Annotated in this window: 22 protein-coding genes and 1 tRNA gene; 7 read left to right on the forward strand and 16 right to left on the reverse strand. The window is 59.5% G+C overall.

The features are described from left to right. Window positions 1-74: 74 nt before the first annotated feature. From rplS to GRI44_RS06285, 8 genes are all read right to left on the reverse strand, one after another. Window positions 75-449 carry a 50S ribosomal protein L19 gene (gene rplS, locus GRI44_RS06250; RefSeq protein WP_160600518.1) on the reverse strand — a complete coding sequence of 125 codons (375 nt, stop codon included), beginning with the start codon at window positions 447-449 and terminating at the stop codon, window positions 75-77. After that, window positions 446-1,192: a tRNA (guanosine(37)-N1)-methyltransferase TrmD gene (gene trmD / locus GRI44_RS06255; RefSeq protein WP_160600519.1), complete on the reverse strand. Its 747-nt coding sequence runs from the start codon at window positions 1,190-1,192 to the stop codon at window positions 446-448. The genes rplS and trmD overlap by 4 nt, the downstream gene beginning before the upstream one ends. Continuing rightward, window positions 1,189-1,521 carry a hypothetical protein gene (locus tag GRI44_RS06260; RefSeq protein WP_160600520.1) on the reverse strand — a complete coding sequence of 111 codons (333 nt, stop codon included), beginning with the start codon at window positions 1,519-1,521 and terminating at the stop codon, window positions 1,189-1,191. The genes trmD and GRI44_RS06260 overlap by 4 nt, the downstream gene beginning before the upstream one ends. A gap of 12 nt (window positions 1,522-1,533) precedes the next feature. Further along, window positions 1,534-2,025 (reverse strand): ribosome maturation factor RimM, encoded by a 492-nt coding sequence (gene rimM / locus GRI44_RS06265; RefSeq protein WP_160600521.1) that lies wholly within the window; start codon window positions 2,023-2,025, stop codon window positions 1,534-1,536. A gap of 5 nt (window positions 2,026-2,030) precedes the next feature. Continuing rightward, window positions 2,031-2,501: a 30S ribosomal protein S16 gene (gene rpsP, locus GRI44_RS06270; RefSeq protein ID WP_160600522.1), complete on the reverse strand. Its 471-nt coding sequence runs from the start codon at window positions 2,499-2,501 to the stop codon at window positions 2,031-2,033. Window positions 2,502-2,561: 60 nt separating this feature from the next. Beyond that, complete coding sequence (gene ffh, locus GRI44_RS06275; protein WP_160600523.1) at window positions 2,562-3,998, reverse strand: signal recognition particle protein; 1,437 nt, start codon at window positions 3,996-3,998, stop codon at window positions 2,562-2,564. A 132-nt stretch (window positions 3,999-4,130) separates the two neighbouring features. After that, window positions 4,131-4,206, reverse strand: a tRNA-Ala gene (locus GRI44_RS06280). Window positions 4,207-4,320: 114 nt separating this feature from the next. Further along, on the reverse strand, window positions 4,321-4,641 hold the full coding sequence (locus tag GRI44_RS06285) for a TIGR02300 family protein (RefSeq protein WP_160600524.1): 321 nt from the start codon (window positions 4,639-4,641) through the stop codon (window positions 4,321-4,323). A 229-nt stretch (window positions 4,642-4,870) separates the two neighbouring features. Between GRI44_RS06285 and aroA the strand changes: the two genes are divergently transcribed. From aroA to GRI44_RS06315, 6 genes are all read left to right on the forward strand, one after another. Continuing rightward, window positions 4,871-6,205 (forward strand): 3-phosphoshikimate 1-carboxyvinyltransferase, encoded by a 1,335-nt coding sequence (gene aroA, locus GRI44_RS06290; RefSeq protein ID WP_160600525.1) that lies wholly within the window; start codon window positions 4,871-4,873, stop codon window positions 6,203-6,205. Continuing rightward, window positions 6,202-6,471, forward strand: coding sequence for a CBU_0592 family membrane protein (locus GRI44_RS06295; RefSeq protein ID WP_160600526.1), 270 nt, complete (start codon window positions 6,202-6,204; stop codon window positions 6,469-6,471). Before aroA ends, GRI44_RS06295 begins: the two co-directional genes overlap by 4 nt. Beyond that, window positions 6,468-7,091, forward strand: coding sequence for a (d)CMP kinase (gene cmk / locus GRI44_RS06300; protein WP_160600527.1), 624 nt, complete (start codon window positions 6,468-6,470; stop codon window positions 7,089-7,091). The genes GRI44_RS06295 and cmk overlap by 4 nt, the downstream gene beginning before the upstream one ends. A gap of 295 nt (window positions 7,092-7,386) precedes the next feature. Continuing rightward, the gene (rpsA, locus tag GRI44_RS06305; protein WP_160600528.1) at window positions 7,387-9,093 is read left to right on the forward strand and encodes a 30S ribosomal protein S1; all 1,707 of its coding nucleotides are present in this window, start codon (window positions 7,387-7,389) and stop codon (window positions 9,091-9,093) included. Between the two features lie 127 nt (window positions 9,094-9,220). Further along, window positions 9,221-9,976, forward strand: coding sequence for a hydroxyacylglutathione hydrolase (gene gloB / locus GRI44_RS06310; protein WP_160600529.1), 756 nt, complete (start codon window positions 9,221-9,223; stop codon window positions 9,974-9,976). Window positions 9,977-9,981: 5 nt separating this feature from the next. Then, window positions 9,982-10,962: an NADPH:quinone oxidoreductase family protein gene (locus GRI44_RS06315; RefSeq protein WP_160600530.1), complete on the forward strand. Its 981-nt coding sequence runs from the start codon at window positions 9,982-9,984 to the stop codon at window positions 10,960-10,962. A gap of 59 nt (window positions 10,963-11,021) precedes the next feature. Here the strand turns inward: GRI44_RS06315 and GRI44_RS06320 are convergent, their stop codons facing one another. From GRI44_RS06320 to GRI44_RS06355, 8 genes are all read right to left on the reverse strand, one after another. Then, window positions 11,022-11,585 carry a F0F1 ATP synthase subunit B family protein gene (locus GRI44_RS06320; RefSeq protein WP_160600531.1) on the reverse strand — a complete coding sequence of 188 codons (564 nt, stop codon included), beginning with the start codon at window positions 11,583-11,585 and terminating at the stop codon, window positions 11,022-11,024. Further along, window positions 11,578-12,072, reverse strand: a complete 495-nt coding sequence (locus tag GRI44_RS06325; protein ID WP_160600532.1) for a F0F1 ATP synthase subunit B family protein — start codon at window positions 12,070-12,072, stop codon at window positions 11,578-11,580. Before GRI44_RS06325 ends, GRI44_RS06320 begins: the two co-directional genes overlap by 8 nt. Before the next feature lie 80 nt (window positions 12,073-12,152). Next, window positions 12,153-12,380 carry a F0F1 ATP synthase subunit C gene (locus GRI44_RS06330; protein ID WP_160597915.1) on the reverse strand — a complete coding sequence of 76 codons (228 nt, stop codon included), beginning with the start codon at window positions 12,378-12,380 and terminating at the stop codon, window positions 12,153-12,155. 46 nt (window positions 12,381-12,426) lie between these two features. Beyond that, window positions 12,427-13,215 (reverse strand): F0F1 ATP synthase subunit A, encoded by a 789-nt coding sequence (locus GRI44_RS06335; protein ID WP_160600533.1) that lies wholly within the window; start codon window positions 13,213-13,215, stop codon window positions 12,427-12,429. A 42-nt stretch (window positions 13,216-13,257) separates the two neighbouring features. After that, window positions 13,258-13,593, reverse strand: coding sequence for an AtpZ/AtpI family protein (locus GRI44_RS06340; protein ID WP_160600534.1), 336 nt, complete (start codon window positions 13,591-13,593; stop codon window positions 13,258-13,260). 237 nt (window positions 13,594-13,830) lie between these two features. Then, window positions 13,831-14,229 (reverse strand): YdbL family protein, encoded by a 399-nt coding sequence (locus tag GRI44_RS06345; RefSeq protein ID WP_160601330.1) that lies wholly within the window; start codon window positions 14,227-14,229, stop codon window positions 13,831-13,833. An 11-nt stretch (window positions 14,230-14,240) separates the two neighbouring features. Beyond that, window positions 14,241-14,501: a YnbE family lipoprotein gene (locus GRI44_RS06350; RefSeq protein ID WP_232842992.1), complete on the reverse strand. Its 261-nt coding sequence runs from the start codon at window positions 14,499-14,501 to the stop codon at window positions 14,241-14,243. 65 nt (window positions 14,502-14,566) lie between these two features. Then, a complete protein-coding gene (locus GRI44_RS06355; protein ID WP_232842993.1) occupies window positions 14,567-17,827 on the reverse strand; it encodes a YdbH domain-containing protein in 3,261 nt (1,086 codons plus the stop codon). 89 nt (window positions 17,828-17,916) lie between these two features. Here GRI44_RS06355 and radC point away from each other — a divergent pair, with 89 nt between their 5' ends. Continuing rightward, on the forward strand, window positions 17,917-18,627 hold the full coding sequence (radC, locus tag GRI44_RS06360; RefSeq protein WP_160600535.1) for a RadC family protein: 711 nt from the start codon (window positions 17,917-17,919) through the stop codon (window positions 18,625-18,627). Window positions 18,628-18,633: the final 6 nt, after the last annotated feature.

Consider the following 18,633-nt stretch of genomic DNA (forward strand, 5'->3'; position numbering starts at 1 on the left):
GAAACAAAAAAGGCGCCCCGGCTTGTAAGCCGGAGCGCCTGTTTTTCAAACGTTCTTGACGAACGACGCAGATATTACGCCTTGGGCGCAAAATCCCGACGTTCAGCAATACGTGCGCGCTTGCCGGTAAGGCCACGCAGATAATACAGCTTCGCCCGACGCACGATACCGCGGCGCACCACGGTGATGTTGTCGACAACTGGCGAATACAGCGGGAACACGCGTTCCACACCTTCACCGAAGCTCATTTTACGAACGGTGAAGTTGCTGCCCATGCCGCGATTGGAGCGAGCGATGCAGACGCCTTCAAAATTCTGGACACGTTCGCGCGTGCCTTCGACAACGCGCACACCCACGCGGACGGTATCGCCTGCGCGGAATTCCGGGATGTCCTTCCCGTCACGGAATGCCTTGATGGCTTCCGCTTCAAGTTCCTGGATAAGGTTCATTGACCTTGGTCCTCATTTTCTCGCCGCGCGCCAGAGGCAGGTCGGTCCCGAACACCACAATGGCGTTCCCAAAGGTCCGGCCTGCGTAACCGTGTGTGATCTTCCGACATGGCTTTTCGCCAAGCAGAAATCTTCGCATGATCCCCCGATCGCAGCACTTCGGGGATCGTGCGCCCTTCCCATTCCTGAGGTCGGGTATATTGAGGATATTCGAGCAAACCCTGTTCAAAGGATTCCTCGGTACCACTCGAAGCCGCGCCCATTACGCCGGGAAGCAGGCGAATGCAAGCATCGAGTATCATCAGCGCGGCAGGTTCGCCGCCCGACAGGACGATATCGCCGACAGACACTTCCTCGACAACGCGGCCTTCGAAAATTCGCTCGTCAAACCCCTCAAAGCGGCCGCATAGGATGATGACACCCGGCCCCGCCACCAATTCGCGAATCCGGGCCTGGGAAATGGGTTTGCCCCGCGGGGTCATCGCCAGCACCGGCGCTTTCGGGTTCTGCATCCGCGCATTGTCGATGGCCGCTGCCAGCACATCTGCCTTCAGCACCATTCCCGCGCCGCCGCCTGCTGGCGTGTCATCTACCGTGCGGTGCTTGTCAGCGGCAAAATCGCGGATCTGGATAGTGTCGAGCGACCATTTCTGCTCCTCCAGCGCGCGTCCGGCCAATGACAGTCGCAGCGGCCCGGGAAACATCTCGGGATAAAGGGTGAGAATGGTTGCAGCAAAGGTCATTCGGCCAGCTTCCCTCGATCCGCCACGCTCGCGCGCCCGCGGCCAGCCCTGCTGGAAAATACATAGGCCACCGGAAAGCCGACCAATCCGGCCATCAGCAGGGCAAAAACGCCCGTCGCGCTGAGTGCGACCATCCGTTCGGCCGGACCTACCACATCGTAACCAATCGCAAAAAAAGCCGGAATCGATGGAATGATGCCAGCACCAAGCGATGCGGCAAGAACCCTGCGCCTTAGAGACATCGCGGGGCGGGCCACAGCCAGGATAAAGCTGAATGCAATGGAAAACAGGGCCACGACTACTGCCAGAAAAAGAATGCCAAGGACCATGATCCGGCCTGATTACTCAAGCACGAAGGCAGAGTCGATGACCACTCCTGCACGGGTCAGTTCAGGGACCGCTTCTGCATTCACTGGAACCATGAAGCGCTTGCCGTTGGGGCGCTCAATTTCGAGGATGTCGCCAGCCCCGTAATTCATCACCTGCACAACTTTGCCCAGCGCTTCCCCCGTTTCGGAGGTGGCCGGCAGGTCGATCAGGTCGGCGTGATAATATTCGCCGTCTTCCAGTTCAGGAAAATCCGCGCGCGTGATGGTCAGCGCCGTGCCGCGCAGCTTTTCAGCCGTATTGCGGTCGGTGCATTCCTCGAAGCGGGCAATTGCGCCGCCCTTGTTGTCATCGCGGATTTTCCTGAGCGTGAAAGCGCCATCGTTGAAGGTCTTGTAACGCTTGAGCGCGTCCCAGCCTTCACCGAACAGCTTCAGGCGGACTTCGCCCGTCACGCCATGCGCGCCGATAATGGCTGCCAGCGTAACGGGCTTGTCCTGTGCCAAGGAAATCAGCCCTCGGCCTTATCTTCGGCAGGTGCGTCTTCAGCTGCTGCTTCTTCGGCAGGAGCTTCTTCAGCAGCCGGTTCTTCAGCAGGTGCAGCCTTGGCTTCTTCTTCAGCAGCCTTCAGGGCTTCTGCAGCTTCAGCTTCCTTGGCAGCCTTTTCTTCAGCGCGCTCAACAGCCTTTTCACCTGGCTTTGCCTTGTTGGGGTTGTTGCGCGGTGCGCGTTCCAGAATGCCGGCAACATCGAGGAAGCGTGCAACACGGTCACTTGGCTGGCCGCCAACGCCGAGCCAGTAACGCGCACGGTCTTCGTTCAGCGTAACGCGCTTTTCGTCATCCTTGGCGAGCAGCGGGTTATATGTGCCGATCTGTTCCAGATACTTACCATCGCGCGGGGCGCGCTGGTCAGCGGCCACGATACGATAATAAGGACGCTTCTTGGAACCACCGCGCGAAAGCCGAAGTGCAATTGCCATGTTAGATTACCTTTCAAGTATAAATATTTGTAACGTTAGAATTGTCTAAGTTGAAAACTGTTATTTCTTGGGCCCGCCAAGGCCAGGCAAACCACCCATACCGCCGGGTAGGCCGCCCATTGCGCCCATGCCGCCACCGCCCATGCCCGGCATTCCGCCGCCGCCGAACAATGCGCCAAGGCCCTTGAGGCCGCCCATTTTCCTGATCTGCTTCATGGCCTTGGACATTTCCTGATGCATTTTCAGCAACCGGTTTACGTCCTGAACCTGCATCCCCGCACCTGCGGCGACGCGTTTCTTGCGCTTTGCATTCAGCAGCGCGGGATTGGCGCGTTCCTTGGGCGTCATGGACCCGATCACCGCATCCATATGGACCAGCACCTTGTCGTCCATGCCGCTCTGCGCCAGCGCCGCCTTGGCTTTCTTCATGCCCGGCAGCATCCCTGCCAACATGCCAAGGCCGCCCATGGACTGCATCTGCTTCAACTGGGTGCGCAGGTCGTTCAGGTCAAACTGACCCTTCGCCATGCGTTTGGCCAGTTCTTCGGCATCTTCGGCCTTGATCGTGGCCGCAGCCTTTTCCACCAGGCTGACGACATCGCCCATGCCCAGAATGCGGTTGGCAATGCGGCTTGGCTGGAACGCTTCCAGCGCATCCAGTTTTTCGCCCGTGCCGGCAAATTTGATGGGCTTGCCCGTGACATGGCGCATCGACAGTGCCGCGCCGCCGCGCGCATCACCATCCAGCCGCGTCAGGACGACACCGGTCAGGTTCACTTCACCGGAGAAGCTCTGCGCGACGTTGACTGCATCCTGCCCGGTCAGCGAATCGACCACCAGCAGCACTTCGGTCGGGTTGGAAATGCCGGCCACTGCCTTCATTTCCGCCATCAGCGCTTCATCGACGTGCAGACGGCCCGCCGTATCCAGCAGCAAGACGTCGGCTGCCTGCAATCGCGCCGATTCCATCGCGCGGCGCGCAATGTCGACTGGCTGCTGCCCTGCGATTATCGGAAGTGTCGCCACGTCGATCTGCTGGCCCAGAACAGCCAACTGTTCCTGCGCAGCAGGACGATTGACGTCGAGCGACGCCATGATGGATTTCTTGCCGTGCTTTTCGCGAAGATATTTCGCCAGCTTGGCGGTGGTGGTGGTCTTGCCCGAACCCTGCAGGCCGACCATCATGATGACGACCGGGGGTTTGACATCAAGGTTGATGCCCTGATGCGTTTCGCCGCCCAGCGTTTCGATCAATTCGTCATTGACGATCTTGACGACTTGCTGGCCCGGCGTGACCGATTTCAGGACTTCGGCGCCGATCGCTTTTTCGGTTACCGCATCGACAAAGCGGCGCACCACCGGAAGCGCGACATCGGCTTCGAGCAGGGCCACGCGCACTTCGCGCATGGCATCGCGAACGTCCTGTTCAGACAGCGCGCCACGACCGCGCAGCCGATCGAAGACCCCACCAAGGCGGTCTGACAGACTGTCGAACATCGTTCCTCGCTCCTCCGCCACAGCAATGCAGCGCTAAATGCCAAAAACGCCGGCGAACGAAACCTCGTTGGCCAGCGTGCGGTCATGGACCGTCTTTCTCTCAATATCACAGATACCGAAATATCCGAAAATTGGTGGAGCCTAGCGGGATCGAACCGCTGACCTCAACACTGCCAGTGTTGCGCTCTCCCAGCTGAGCTAAGGCCCCGTACCAATTTTTTGTCCCGCCAATTGCCGGGACGCCGCCCTTTATGGATGGCGGCCCGGCTTGGCAAGAATTTTCCTCATCAAATTCCGGATGATTACCGGAAAAAGGAAAAAATCAGCTTTCAGGCTCTTCGTCGTCGCCCTTGCCCTTGCTTACGCCAAGGTCGTCGTCGCCGCCCAGGTCAACATCATTGTCCGGCGAATCATCATCGTCGTCGATATCTTCCAGATCATCATCGGCAAGGTCAGCATCCGCTTCCTTGTCTTTCTTCTTTTCTTCCTCGAACGGAATCGGCTGCTTGGATTTCAGCACGGGCTCCGGATACCATTCTTCACCGCATTCGATGCAGGTTGCCGGATCTTCCTTGCCCAGATCGTAAAAGCGGGTGCCGCATTTCGGGCACGAACGCTTTGTACCCCATTCTGGCTTGACCATTGTGTTTCCTTAAGAGCTGCAGGGCCGTATTGGCCGATGCGTAAAATTCTTCGTGGCTGTCCGGATCAGCCCGTGCATGAGCACAGCGCCGGAATCAAGAGCGGGCGCGCATTGCCATAGGCCAATCTCGCTGTCAAAAGCCGCCCCTTACAAAAACAGTCGATGTCAAAAACAGTCAATGTCAAAACCGCCGCTTTCCGCGCGATCCGCAATATAGGGACTGCTTCGCTTGTCTGAAACCCCCACCCCGCGCCGCTTTACCGCATCGGGCCCGCTGCGCGGAACCATGCGTGTGCCCGGTGACAAGTCGATCAGCCACCGGTCCCTGATGCTGGGCGCGCTGGCAATTGGCAAAACCACGATCACCGGCCTGCTGGAAGGTGAAGACGTGCTGGCGACTGCCGCTGCGATGCGCGCGATGGGGGCCACCATTGAACGCGGCGATGACGGGACATGGACGGTTCACGGGGTCGGCGTGGGCGGATTGCTCCAGCCTGCACAGGCATTGGACATGGGCAATAGCGGCACATCGACCCGCCTGTTGATGGGCGTGGTGGCGAGCCACGGCATTACTGCCAGCTTTACCGGCGATGCCAGCCTTTCGGCACGTCCGATGGGCCGCGTGATCGAGCCACTTTCGCAAATGGGCGCGCAATTCACCCCCAGCCCGGGTGGCACGCTGCCGTTGATGATGCGCGGCTGCCTGCCTGCCGTGCCGATCACCTGCCGCCTGCCGGTGGCTTCCGCGCAGGTCAAAAGCGCGATCCTGCTGGCGGGCCTCAATACGCCGGGCATTACCACCGTCATCGAACCGGTTGCCACCCGCGATCATTCGGAACGGATGCTGAAGGGATTTGGCGCGCGTCTGGAAGTGGAGGAAGCTGAAGGCGCTGACGGGCCGGAGCGTATCATTCGCATCCATGGCGATGCCGATCTTGTGGCGCAGGACATTGTTGTGCCGGGCGATCCATCTTCTGCCGCCTTCTTTATCGTTGCGGCATTGATCGTGCCGGGCAGCGATCTGCGAATCGAGAATGTCGGCCTTAATCCCACGCGCGCCGGCCTGATCGACGTATTGCGCGAAATGGGCGGCCAGATCGACCTGCTCAACCCGCGCGAAGTGGGCGGTGAGCCCGTCGCAGACCTGCGGGTCCGCCATTCGCAACTGCACGGTATCACGGTGGACCCTGCCCTTGCTCCCAGCATGATCGATGAATTTCCTGTCCTGTTTGTGGCTGCATCTGTTGCAACAGGCCAGACCGTCACCAGCGGGCTGGACGAATTGCGAGTGAAGGAATCCGACCGGCTTTCCGTCATGGCAACCGCGCTGCGCGCCATTGGCGCAAGCGTCGAGGAGCGAGAGGACGGTCTCGTCATAACCGGCACCGGCGGAACACCTCTGGCTGGCGGCGGCCCCGTCACCACCCATCTCGACCACCGCATCGCCATGAGCATGGCGATCGCCGGTCTTGCCAGCACAAACGGCGTCAGCGTGGATGATACCGCGCCGATTGCCACCAGTTTTCCGACATTTGAAAAAATGCTCCTTGAAAGGGCTTCATGACCAATTTCATCACCCCGTTCGCTGCCGACCTTATCGGGTTTGCCGGCAGTTTCTGCATCGTGGCAGCCTATGCCTACAGCAATATTTCCAAGGCCATGAACATGGTGGTGTTCAATCTGGTGAACCTCATCGGCGCTGCCCTGCTCGCCATATCGCTGACGGTGAATTACAATCTGCCGACGCTGGTGCTGGAATTTGTATGGATGGGTATTGCGCTGCTCGGCCTTGGCCGGACGCTGTTGTCACGCAGGAAGGTCGCGCAGTGATCATTGCTGTCGACGGGCCTACCGCCTCGGGCAAAGGCACAATAGCCAAGGCGCTGGCAGCCCATTACGGATTGCCGCATCTCGACACCGGCCTGCTGTATCGCGCCGTCGGCTATCAGGTCCGGGCGAATGGCGGCGATGCCAACAATCCGGATGATGCGCTGGCGGCGACCTTGTTTCCCGAAACCCTCCTTGAAAACCCGGAACTGCGGTCCGAATCGATGGGCGGGCTTGCCAGCCGTGTCTCTGCCCATCCCGCCGTTCGCGAAGCCCTGTTCGACCGGCAGCGCGCTTTTGCGACACAGGCTGGCGGCGCAGTGCTGGATGGCCGCGATATCGGCACCGTCATCGCGCCCGAAGCGGATGTGAAGCTGTTTGTCACGGCTTCTGTCGATGCCCGCGCCCAGCGCCGTTTTAACGAAATGCAGGGCCGCGGCGAGAATGTGACGCTGGAAACCATCGCCGAAGACCTGCGCCGCCGCGATGAACGCGACAGCACCCGAGCCGCCGCGCCGTTGATCCCCGCACCAGACGCCTTTCTGATCGACACATCATCTCTCGGCAGGGACGAGGCCATTGCAGCGGCCATTGCAGCCATCGCTGAAATTACCGCTTCGTAACATCTGCGCTTCGGCACACCGCAAAATCCTTGCAATTTGCTGCCCGGTGGCTTAGGCGCGCGTCCGTTCGACGGGCTTATGTCCCGGTCGAAGGCAAGCTACCCAGCATTGCCGGTGCAAGAGCAAGGCGCATGGCGCCTCACCTCCTGATATTTCCGGCCGGTATCTTCCGTCTTCTGCCGGTCACGAGTCACAAGAGCCTTCATCGCGGCATCCGGTCCGGTGGAGAGTTCGGCCACAAGACCCCGGGAACCAACCCGGCGGCCGGAAAAAATACTGTAGGAAACTCTAACCCATGGCATCAACAGCCAACCCAACGCGCGACGATTTCGAAGCGCTTCTTAACGAACAACTCGGCGGTGCAGACGACGGCGGCTTTGAAGGCCGCGTTGTAAAAGGCACCGTAACGTCGATCGAAGGCGGCCATGCCGTTATCGACGTTGGCCTGAAAAGCGAAGGCCGCATCGATCTCAAGGAATTTGCCCGCGGCGAAGAAAGCCACGGCCTGTCCGTTGGTGACGAAGTCGAAGTCTATGTCGACCGCGTCGAAAACGCTGACGGCGAAGCCATGCTCAGCCGCGACCGCGCACGCCGCGAAGCAGCCTGGGACAAGCTCGAAAACGAATTCGGCGAAGGCAAGCGCGTCGAAGGCCGCATCTTTGGCCGCGTCAAGGGCGGCTTCACTGTCGATCTCGACGGTGCCGTAGCCTTCCTGCCCGGCAGCCAGGTCGATATCCGCCCCGTGCGCGATGTGACCCCGCTGATGGAAATTCCGCAGCCTTTCCAGATCCTGAAAATGGACCGTCGCCGCGGCAACATCGTTGTTTCGCGTCGTGCCGTTCTGGAAGAAACACGTGCTGAACAGCGCAGCGAACTGATCGACAAGCTGGCTGAAGGCCAGGTTATCGACGGTGTCGTCAAGAACATCACCGATTACGGTGCATTCGTTGATCTGGGCGGCATTGACGGCCTGCTTCACGTCACCGACATGAGCTACAAGCGCGTCAACCACCCCAGCGAAGTGATCAACATTGGTGACACCGTCACCGTGCAGATCATCCGCATCAATGGTGAAACGCAGCGCATCAGCCTCGGCATGAAGCAGCTGGAAAGCGATCCATGGGATGGCGTTGCAGCGAAATATCCGGTTGGCATGAAGCTTTCGGGCGTGGTCACGAACATCACCGAATATGGTGCGTTTGTTGAACTGGAAGCCGGTATCGAAGGCCTCGTCCACGTTTCGGAAATGAGCTGGACCAAGAAGAACGTCCATCCGGGCAAGATCGTTTCGACTTCGCAGGAAGTTGAAGTGATGGTGCTGGAAGTCGATTCCGACAAGCGTCGTATCTCGCTCGGCCTGAAGCAGGCCCAGGGCAATCCCTGGGAAGAATTCGCTGACAAGCATCCGGTTGGTTCCACCGTCACCGGTGAAGTCAAGAATGCTACCGAATTCGGCCTGTTCATCGGTCTCGACGGCGACGTTGACGGCATGGTCCACATGTCCGACATCGCCTGGGGCATTTCGGGTGAAGACGCACTGGCACTGCACCGCAAGGGTGAAGAAGTTCAGGCAGTCGTTCTCGACGTGGACACCGACAAGGAACGCATCAGCCTCGGCATGAAGCAGCTCGAAAAGGGCGCACCTTCGGCAGAAGGCGCAACCGGCGGCGCGCTGAAGCGCAACGACGTTGTCACCGTCAATGTTCTCGAAGTTCGCGATGGCGGCCTCGAAGTTCAGGTCGGCGACGATGGCGCAACCGGCTTCATCAAGCGTTCGGACCTTGGCCGTGACCGTGACGAACAGCGTCCCGATCGCTTCCAGGCCGGTCAGAAGATCGACGCAATGGTTATCGGTTTCGACCGTTCCAAGAAGCCGAACTTCTCGATCAAGGCCCGCCAGATCTCGGAAGAGAAGCAGGCAGTGGAACAGTATGGTTCGTCCGATTCGGGCGCATCGCTGGGCGACATCCTTGGCGAAGCACTGAAGGGCAAGTCCGAGTAAACCTCGGCCTGACCCCCTGCCCCGGCAGGAAATTGGCTTAACGGAAGGCCCGCTTGCTCATCAGAGCAGGCGGGCCTTTCCTTTAGCGGGCCTTTCCTATGGAGTATTGTCGCGATAGGATGGCGCCATGCTCCAGATTCACCAGTTCCCATGCCTGTCCGATAATTACGGATATCTCGCCCATGATCCGGCCAGCGGCGAAACCGCCTGCATCGATACGCCCGATGCGGCCGAATATCTGAAGCAGGCAGACGCCAAGGGCTGGAAAATCTCCCATATCTGGAACACGCACTGGCACCCTGACCATGCCGGCGGGAATACGGCCATCAAGGACGCAACCGGCGCGCTGATTGTCGCGCCGAAGGAAGTGGAGCGATTGAGCGCAATCGACCTTGTGGTTGCCCATGGCGATACGGTGAAACTGGGCAGTTTGAACGCCGAAATCATCGATGTGGGCGGGCACACCAACGGCCACATCGCGTATCACCTGCCGGACGCCAGCATTGCCTTTGTCGGCGATGCCGTATTCGCGCTTGGCTGCGGACGGATGTTCGAAGGTCAGCCGGACCAGTTCTGGGCCAGCCTTGAACGGATCAAGGCCCTGCCGCCTGAGACGATGCTATATTGCGCGCATGAATATACTACCGCCAGCGCCAAATTCGCAGTGCATGCGGACCCGGAAAATGCGGAACTGCTGCGATATGCCGATGAAATCGCTGACAAGCGCAGCAGGGGCGAGTGGACTGTCCCCATGCCGCTGGGCCGCGAACTGGCTACCAACCCCTTCCTGCGGGCAGATGATCCATCCCTGCAGGCACGCTGGGGCGGCACGGAGCCGGCACAGACATTCGCGGCGCTCAGAGCCGCCAAGGATAGCTTCTAGCCATCATGCAGGCCTTGCGCGTAGAGCAACTGTCTGACGACCTGTCAGGCTGCGCATTAGTGGACATTCCGGTGCCGAAGCCAGCGGCAGACGAAGTGCTTGTGCGTGTTGCGGCCGCATCGATCAATTTCCCCGACCTGCTGATGACCAGCGGCGGCTATCAGTCCAAACCGGACGTTCCCTTCACCTGTGGTCTCGAAATGGCTGGAACCGTGGTTGAGGCTGCGGATTCAAGCCCGTTCAAGCCGGGCGATAAGGTGATGGGAGGCGCCAAAACCGGTGCGATGGCAGAATATGCCGCCCTGCCCGCCCGGTCGCTCAGGCCTATGCCCGTTGGCCTTGGTTTTGCGCAGGCAGCAGCTCTGGGCGCGGCTTACACCACAGCCTACACCTCGCTGGTGGAACTTGGGGGCTTGAAAAAAGGCCAATGGGTGCTGGTCCATGGGGCCAGCGGCGGTGTGGGTCTGGCGGCGGTCGACCTGGCGCTGGCGTTGGGCGCGAAGGTTGTCGCTACATCCGCATCAGAAGAAAAGCTGAAGCGGATACAGAAGGTATATCAGCTCGATGTCACCATCGTTGCACAGGGCCGCTTCCGGGAAAGCGTGGCCGATATAACCGGCGGTGCGCTGGCCGATATTGTCCTCGACCCAGTGGGCGGAGATGTGTTTGATGAAAGCACCCGCTGCGTAGCCTTTAGCGGGAAATTGCTGGTGGTCGGCTTTGCAGGGGGCCGGATCCCGGAAATTGCCGTGAATATCCCCCTGATAAAGGGGTTTTCCGTAGTTGGTGTGCGTGCAGGCGAATATTCCCGGCGCTTTCCTGATCGGGGTAAGGCCATTTCACAGGCTGTGTCGGACATGGCCGCCAACGGCACGATTACGCCGCACATAGATCGCCAATTGCCGCTGTCACGCTGGCGTGAAGGGTTTGAAGCGATGGCATCGCGCCAACTGGTCGGAAAAGTGGTACTGCTTCCGGGTAGCTGAAACGGAAAAGGGCGACCACAAGGCCGCCCTCTTCACATTCAGTCTCGACGGCCCTTGCGTCAGATATTGGCAATCATTTGATCGGCCAGCAGACTGTCAGCGGCAGCATCATGCTTTTCCGCAATCAGGCCGCGTGCCGCACTGGTTGCGGCAGATGCAGCGCGGTTGCGCACATCTTCGATTGCTTCACGCTCGGCAGCGGCGATCTTGTCTTCCGCCATCTGCTGGCGGCGGGCGACCATCAGCCGGCTGTCATCTTCTGCCTTGACGAGGATGGCATCCGCTTCAGTGCGGGCACCAGCGATCATCGCTTCTGCATCTTTCTGCGCGCCTGCGATCTTGGCAGCATATTCATTGCGCAGGGCTTCGGCTTCTGCGCGCAGCTGCTTGGCTTCATCAAGCTGGGTGCGAATGGCAGCGATCTTGCTGTCCAACCCGCCGACAATCATGCCGGGGACTTTCTTCCAGATCATGATGACGATCAGAACCAGCATGGCCAGAGCGACGATCTGATACGGTGCAAAGCCGAACAATTCAGGTTCGATATGCTTGGCAGCGCCGTGCTCGATCACCGCATTCACGTCAGCCGGTGTGGTTGCAAAGACTTCAGGGGCATTAGCCATGGATCATTGCTTTCTTCACAGCTGACTTGGCAGTTGCAGCAGTAACACTGACCCCGGCGAGACGCTGGACAATGTCCTGCGCCGCTTCGGCAGCAACCGTTTCCACTTCTGCCAATGCAGAAGTGCGGGCAGCGGCAATATCCTGCTCGGCCTGAGCCAGCTTGGCATCCAGCCGTTCCTGCGCAGCAGACAGCGTTTTTTCATTACTGGCCGCTGCATCCGCTTTGGCTTCAGCCACGATTGCCTGTGCAGCGGCGCGATTTTCATTCTCGCGCACACGCCAGGCTTCTTCTTCCTCGTCGGCCTTGGCACGGGCGGCAGTGGCCGCAGCAAGGTCGCTGGCGATCTGCTGGTCACGCTGGGCAACCGTGTCCATGACCTTGGGCACCATTCCCCGTCCGACAAAGACGAAGACGATGCCGAAAAACACCAGCAACCAGAAAACCTGGCTGGAGTATGTTTCGGCAAGCTGGGCAATCTGGGGCATTGAAACGGATCCCGTTGATCAGGCAAACGAAGAAAATAGCTGGCCGGAAATCACATCCCGGCCAGCCACGATAGCAAGTGTCAGGCGACGAAGATCAGGATCATCGCAACAACGAACGACAGCAGGCCGAGAAGTTCAGCAGCCGCGAAGCCGATGAACAGGCGGCCCTGCTGGCCGTCAGCAGCACCAGGGTTACGAAGTGCGCTTTCAAGGAAAGAACCGAAAACGTTACCCACACCGATGGCGGCCATGCCGGCACCAATTGCAGCGAGACCGGCACCGATCAGTTTTGCAGCTTCTGCGTCCATTGTATTATTCCTTTTTCGTTTAATTTGAATTGGTTAGATGAAAGTCTTAGTGAAGATTCTCGGCATCGTTGATATACAGCGATGTCAACAGGGCGAAAACATAGGCCTGAATACCGGCGACCAGAATTTCCAGCGCACAAATGCCGACCATCAGGATGAAACTGGGAATGCCGACCAATGCGGCAAAACCGGCGCCAGCGTTGGTTCCGTCGATCACGAAGCTGGAAAGCACTTCGAGCAGAACGTGGCCAGCCATCATGGCAACAAACAGTCGCAGACCGAGGCTGAAGGGACGCACGAGGAACGAGATCAACTCGATCGGGAAAATGATCGGGATCATCGGCAGCGGCGTTCCGCTGGGAATGAAAAGCGAGAAGAAATGCAGGCCGTGCTTCCAGAAGCCAACAACCAGCACGATGGCAAAACTGATGATTGCCAGGACGCCTGTGACGGTGAAGTGGCTGGTGAAGGTGAACGGGTGAACGCCCACCACACCGAGCGGCATCAGGCCAAGAATATTGGCGAACAGGATGAACATGAACAGCGAGAAGATATAGGGCACATATTTGCGCCCCGCCTTGCCGACGTTCGCTTCCAGCATATCGTCAATGAAGCCGGTGAAAAATTCCACCGACATCTGCCAGCGGCCGGGCACGAGCTCGCGCTTCAGACCGCCTGCGACAAAAATGATCAACACAACAGTGGCAATGGCCATCCATAGCGCGCTGTTGGTGAAAGCAATGTTGAAGCCTGCCAGTTCCCAGTTTGCCGACCCGCCCAAAGGCGCAATCGTGAACTGGTGCATTGGATCGACTTTAGCCACTTCGGCTGCCACGTTCTGAACGTCCCTACGCCAATTGAACGAAAACGCCCCTGCTCACCCCTCGGGAGGAGTATCGCCGGGACGCACATTCGCTGTCCGGATGATGTTTCTGAAGGCTACGATAATTCCGAGGAATAACATAATCAACAGTCCCCAGGGCGAGGTGCCGGCAAAGTAATCAATTACCCAGCCAATCACCAAACCGCCGAGAATCCCGCCAAGAAGGTCCGCCAGCACTCTGTTACCGCTACGATAATTCGCATCAGCACCAGTTGCCTTTGGCCGGTTACGCTCCTCTTCACGCTCGCGTGCAGCTTTCAGCCGCGCTTCGAGCGCGTCGATCCGCGCATCCTCAGCAATGGGTTCCCGTGCGGACTTGTCTTCGCTCATACCGTGCTCCTTGAAACAGAATGCTAGGCATGGGCAAGACCTGCCCGCCGAGGGCGCCGCCCCCTTAGGCGGGGGGTATTTTGAAGTCAACCGGTGCCAGCCCGGATGATCCCGAATTTAAGGACTGCAAAATATCAGGACGGGCTGATCCCTGTCAGAAAATGCTGGCCGCCAGAGAATACTGGCTGTCATTCCGGCAGCCCTTGGTTGCTTGGCCGTTTTACCAGCCCTGCCCAATCATGCGGGGCAGCGGCTGTCGCGCATCGGCGGCGCGGAGGTACGCGTTTGCCATGTGCCATCAGGCGCCTGATATTTTTCCCCCGGCGATGTGCGTGCAATGGCAAGGCACCCTGCGGTCAGGGCATATTCTTCCAGCGTGGCGTTGGCGGCCTGCGCCTTTTGCGCATAAACCGCCCGGCGCTTGATATTGATGTCATTTACCAGACGGCGAAGTTCAGACGATTCGCTGCCGACAATGCCCAGATATCCATCCATCTTTTCGCCCACCGACCCGCTCGAACGGGCTGCATCATAGGCAGGGTCGCGCTGCGCGTGGGCCGCTGTTGCCAGGCCGCCAATGGCAAGAGTGCCGGCAGCAATGCCCAAGATGGCGCGGCGGATTACAGTGGTATTCATCATTGTTCCCATCAGAAAATATCTGCGTTTTCTTCAATCGTATTGCCTGCATCTTCTGCCAGGCGGTAAATAACTTCCTGCCGGATATTTATGTTCAGTTCGATCACGATCGGCTTGTCCGGCGCGTTGACGCTTATGCATCCGCCAAGCATCGCCGCGCCTGCTGCCGCCATCGCCATCGCTGCCATCCGCCTCCCGCTAACCAATGGCCCGCTCACCAATGGCCCGGTTTCCAAGCACCCATGTCCAATGCCCGAAGTTTCATCCTGCATGGGCAGGAAGGTCGCATTCGGACCCTGCAAGGTCAATCGCGGATTTTTCATGGCACTCTTTCGCTTTATGGATTCTGAACAGAGCTGACGGGCTTGGCGGATGGTCCGTCAGGAATAAGATCGGATGGCGTAATTTGCGGCGGCGGCGCGGTGGTCTGCTGTTTCAGGCGCGTGCCATTGGCCGACACCAGCCCTAGGTCACGCGGGTCTTTGACAAAGGCAGGGTCATACATCGCCTTCACCGAGGTTATCAGCTGGTAGAACGGCGCCCGGATATTGACGCGGAATTGCACCGGCAGATTGGCAATCTGGCGGGTGATGAAATTGTTTTTCGTGCCGGCCCCCTGGCTGACGCCATCAAACCGGACCCGGGTGACGATTTCGCCCGACAGCGACCCGTCCATGGCAATTTGCATGTCGTCAAAATCAAGGCTGCGAAGCGCGCCGAAAGCGAAATTGGCGATTGGTGTCAGGTCTCTGTACGTCAATTCGCCCACATAGGCGAGATTGCCGCCGGGCGGGCGCGAATCCAGCCTGCCGCCTTCAATCCTGCCATTGCCGGCTTCGTCGAATATAATCGGGATAATACCGTCAAAAACGCCGGTAGCGCTGAGATTGCCCAGTTCCATCTGCGCGATAAATTGCGCCGCATCCAGCCCGGTGATTTCGAGCACGTAGGCGCGGGATTCTGCTGTGCCAAGTTTGAGGTTCACCGGTTTCAGCGCCAGCGTCCCGCCCATGAACGGCCATGTTCCACCTGCAACAGACAGCATTTGCCCGCCCTGCAGGCTGATGGAAATTTCCCCATCGTTTACTTCAATGCCGGGGTTTAGCGATGCCACCTTGATACGCTGGTCAGGCGCGGTCGTCAGCCCCAGCAAATCGGTAAAACGCACCGTGCCCGATGCCCCGCGGACCGGCCCGAACGCCGCTGCAAAATCAAGCGAATCGCTGGAAAATACGCCCGTGCTGGTTACGCCTTGCGAATTCCAGTCGATCCGCCCGGTGCCGGTCACCACGCCTTTGGCATTGGCAATAACGCCGAGCGCCAGCATGCTGAGGTCTTCCGGCTGCAGCCGGTCATCAAACAGCAGGCCATCAACGGCCAGATTCGCATGGCCCGTCCCGCTGGCCAGGCTGTGGACAATATCCACGCGGGTGACTTCGCGGTCGCTGCGCGGTTCGCGCAGGACAGCATCCGCGTTGATGATACTGTCTTTCAAGGTCAGCGATGCCCCGCGTGCCTGCATGATTTCAAACCGCTGATCGGCAGAACGGTCGCGCAGCGTAAAGGATGCGTCCGTAATCGTCAGCACGCCCCCGGAATAGTTCCAGTTGCCGCTGGTATTGCCCAGATCGAGCGGCACGGCATACAGGCGAACATCAGCATCTGAAAAACTGCCGGCAATGTCCTTGCCGATTCTCGCATCCAGATTGCTGATGACAAAGCGGTTGGCGCTGTCATCACGGCCCAGCGTAATATCCAGATTGCGCGCTGTCAGCGCGCCGGGATAGGCAAAGCCGACAGGTCCGCTGGCGATACGGATGGGCGTGCCAGCCAATGTCCCGGCCAGATCCAGCGTGGGCGCGCCTGCTGCAATACGCAAGCCTGCAGGGCCGCTGCGCACGATGGCCTGACCGCCTGCCGGGCACAGGGTAAGTGCGCGCCGGTCAAAGGTGAGATTGGCCACCGCCAGCCGGTCAAACCTGATCAGCGTGCATTGGCGCCACAAGGACAAGCCACCCGATGGCGACCAATTGCCTGACAGCGGCACTTGCAGATTTCGCGCCGAACCGCCCGGCATTGCGCCACTGGCGACCGCTTGCCCGGCAAAGCCGATGGCGCCTGACCGCGCCTGTGATACCACGAGTTGCGGGATTGCCAGGCGGCTTTCACCAGCAGCATATTGCGCCATCCGCAGCCTGAAAATGGACTGGCCATTGCCGCTTCTTTCCATCCGCCCGATGATTTCCGGCAGCCCTGCCCCGCCAGTTGCGATATTGCCAGAAAGGCGCGGTCTGCCGCCGTCAGTCGCCCCCCATTGCACCCGTGACAGGGACAGCAGCGTAGCCCCGCTGCCGCCGCGCAGCGTGGCTTGGGGAATGTTGGCTGACATGACTGCGCCTGTTTTGCGCACGCGAATGTCTGCGGCCAGCTGGCTGCCTCTGGCTTCCCGGCGCAGGCTCTCGCGCATTTTCTGGACCAATGGCGCGGCAAAACTGCCGTCGGCAGTAATGGCCATATCCGCCAGCGCACGGTCGAATGTGTCCCCCAGCCTTACGCCATTGCCTTCAACCTGTGCGTCAACTTCCACCTGATCAAACATGCCCCGGCCGCGGAGCGAGCCTTTCGCTGTCATTACCGCAGCGCCCAGTTGCGAAGTATCCACCGCGCCGGCGGCGATTGCAAAGGTTCCATCCAGCGAGTCATTCGCCCATTTGGCGCGCAGGGTGCCGTTCAGGCCCGCCGTGCGGTTACCCGCGGCAGATGCCGCGCCTGTGGCCAGTTGGCCGCGCCCTTCGAAACGGGAAAACTCTGCATCAGACTTGGCATCCAGCTTCAAGGCGGCATTGCGCAGTGAAATCCGGCTGTCGGAACAGGTCAGGCGGCCCACCCGCACGGGTCCGGAAAAACGCGGCTTGCCTGATTGGGTAGTGATGGCGCCATACAAGGACGCATTGGACGCCGCGCAATCGCCAGCTTTGAAGTCCGGCGCAACTGCTGCCAATATCCCGCTGAAGCCGTCATTCAGCCGGCCTTTGCCCTCCGCTTTCAGTCCGATCGGGCCAAAATCAGTCAGCACCAGCCCGCGTGCGTCCACCAGCGCAAGGTCAAGGTCCGGCAATCCTGCGGGCTGGTCAGTCTCGCCAAACAGCAGCGGATCCAGCGCGCCGAATGACAAGGTGCCGTTTCGATAGGTTCCATACAGACGCGGCTTCACCGCCGTGACCCGGCCGATTGCAGGCGTGCCGAAGCGGTATCGCAGGCTGATTTCGACCCGTTCGATGGTCAGATCAGGCTTCGCCGGATCGCCAATCACCAGATTTGAAATAACCTGACGGTCGGGCGCTATTTCTTCAATGTCATAAGTGGCAGCAACGCCAAGGCGTTCTAGTTGATCGGCAAGGATATTGTCGGCGATAATCTCACGCGATTGCCAGATTGTCAGCGCCGCACCAAAAAGCAGCGCGACCACGGCCAGCAGCACCCGGCCGGCTACGCGCCTGCGCGCACCACTACCCACGCTGCTAACCACGCCTTTACGGCGTGCAGAATCGGGCACAGTATCGTCCATAACGGTATTGTTTTCTTCGGCCTGCGCCATCTCACTCCCACTTGCGCGCACCGCTACCAAAATGCAATGCAGGTTTCTGAGAACTGATGTGGGAGAATAGGTTGCGGCAAGCTGAAGACATGCTGCCTAAAGAGTCAGGCGGGCCAAAAAAATTCGGCCCTCATGCCGGCACCGGGCACAGATCGCGCCTGCGCGCCCGGTTATTGGGCGGCGGAGCCGAGGCGCTGGCCGATTATGAAGTGCTGGAATATTTGCTGTTTGCCACCATCAGGCAGGGCGACACCAAACCGGTGGCCAAGGAACTCCTTGCCCGATTCGGAACCTTGGCGGGCGTGTTGAACGCTAGTGATAACGCATTGCAATCTGTCAAAGGCGTGGGCGAGACCAGCGCAGCAGCCTTGAAATGCGTGGCCATTGCCGCCCGGCGCATGGCGCGGGTTGCAGTGGAGCAAAATCCGATTCTGGCAAGCTGGCAGGCCTTGCTGGACTATCTCACGATCGACATGGCCCACCTGACGGTGGAACGTGTGCGGGTGCTGTATCTCAATACGCAGAATCGGCTGGTGCTGGACCATCACGTCGGCGACGGTTCAATCGACGAAGCAACCATTCACCCGCGCGAAGTGATGCACAAGGCGCTGGACATTGGCGCGACCGCGCTGATCCTTGTCCATAACCACCCCAGCGGCAATCCGGAGCCGAGCCGGGCCGACATCCAGATCACCAACCGCATTGCCGAAGCCGGGCGTTTGCTGGGCATCGTCGTGCATGATCATGTCATCATCGGCCGCCAGGGCCATGTCTCGCTCAAGGCGAAAGGGTTGATCTGACCGGGC

Origin of the sequence: Allopontixanthobacter confluentis (assembly GCF_009827615.1) — a bacterium.
Lineage (GTDB): Bacteria > Pseudomonadota > Alphaproteobacteria > Sphingomonadales > Sphingomonadaceae > Allopontixanthobacter > Allopontixanthobacter confluentis.

Coding starts and splice junctions, on each gene's coding strand:
- rplS (WP_160600518.1), bottom strand. CDS start 449: ATGAACCTTATCCAGGAACTTGAAGCGGAAGCCATCAAGGCATTCCGT.
- trmD (WP_160600519.1), bottom strand. CDS start 1,192: ATGACCTTTGCTGCAACCATTCTCACCCTTTATCCCGAGATGTTTCCC.
- GRI44_RS06260 (WP_160600520.1), bottom strand. CDS start 1,521: ATGGTCCTTGGCATTCTTTTTCTGGCAGTAGTCGTGGCCCTGTTTTCC.
- rpsP (WP_160600522.1), bottom strand. CDS start 2,501: ATGGCAATTGCACTTCGGCTTTCGCGCGGTGGTTCCAAGAAGCGTCCT.
- ffh (WP_160600523.1), bottom strand. CDS start 3,998: ATGTTCGACAGTCTGTCAGACCGCCTTGGTGGGGTCTTCGATCGGCTG.
- GRI44_RS06285 (WP_160600524.1), bottom strand. CDS start 4,641: ATGGTCAAGCCAGAATGGGGTACAAAGCGTTCGTGCCCGAAATGCGGC.
- GRI44_RS06295 (WP_160600526.1), top strand. CDS start 6,202: ATGACCAATTTCATCACCCCGTTCGCTGCCGACCTTATCGGGTTTGCC.
- rpsA (WP_160600528.1), top strand. CDS start 7,387: ATGGCATCAACAGCCAACCCAACGCGCGACGATTTCGAAGCGCTTCTT.
- gloB (WP_160600529.1), top strand. CDS start 9,221: ATGCTCCAGATTCACCAGTTCCCATGCCTGTCCGATAATTACGGATAT.
- GRI44_RS06315 (WP_160600530.1), top strand. CDS start 9,982: ATGCAGGCCTTGCGCGTAGAGCAACTGTCTGACGACCTGTCAGGCTGC.
- GRI44_RS06320 (WP_160600531.1), bottom strand. CDS start 11,585: ATGGCTAATGCCCCTGAAGTCTTTGCAACCACACCGGCTGACGTGAAT.
- GRI44_RS06325 (WP_160600532.1), bottom strand. CDS start 12,072: ATGCCCCAGATTGCCCAGCTTGCCGAAACATACTCCAGCCAGGTTTTC.
- GRI44_RS06330 (WP_160597915.1), bottom strand. CDS start 12,380: ATGGACGCAGAAGCTGCAAAACTGATCGGTGCCGGTCTCGCTGCAATT.
- GRI44_RS06340 (WP_160600534.1), bottom strand. CDS start 13,593: ATGAGCGAAGACAAGTCCGCACGGGAACCCATTGCTGAGGATGCGCGG.
- GRI44_RS06345 (WP_160601330.1), bottom strand. CDS start 14,229: ATGAATACCACTGTAATCCGCCGCGCCATCTTGGGCATTGCTGCCGGC.
- GRI44_RS06350 (WP_232842992.1), bottom strand. CDS start 14,501: ATGCAGGATGAAACTTCGGGCATTGGACATGGGTGCTTGGAAACCGGG.
- GRI44_RS06355 (WP_232842993.1), bottom strand. CDS start 17,827: ATGGCGCAGGCCGAAGAAAACAATACCGTTATGGACGATACTGTGCCC.
- radC (WP_160600535.1), top strand. CDS start 17,917: ATGCTGCCTAAAGAGTCAGGCGGGCCAAAAAAATTCGGCCCTCATGCC.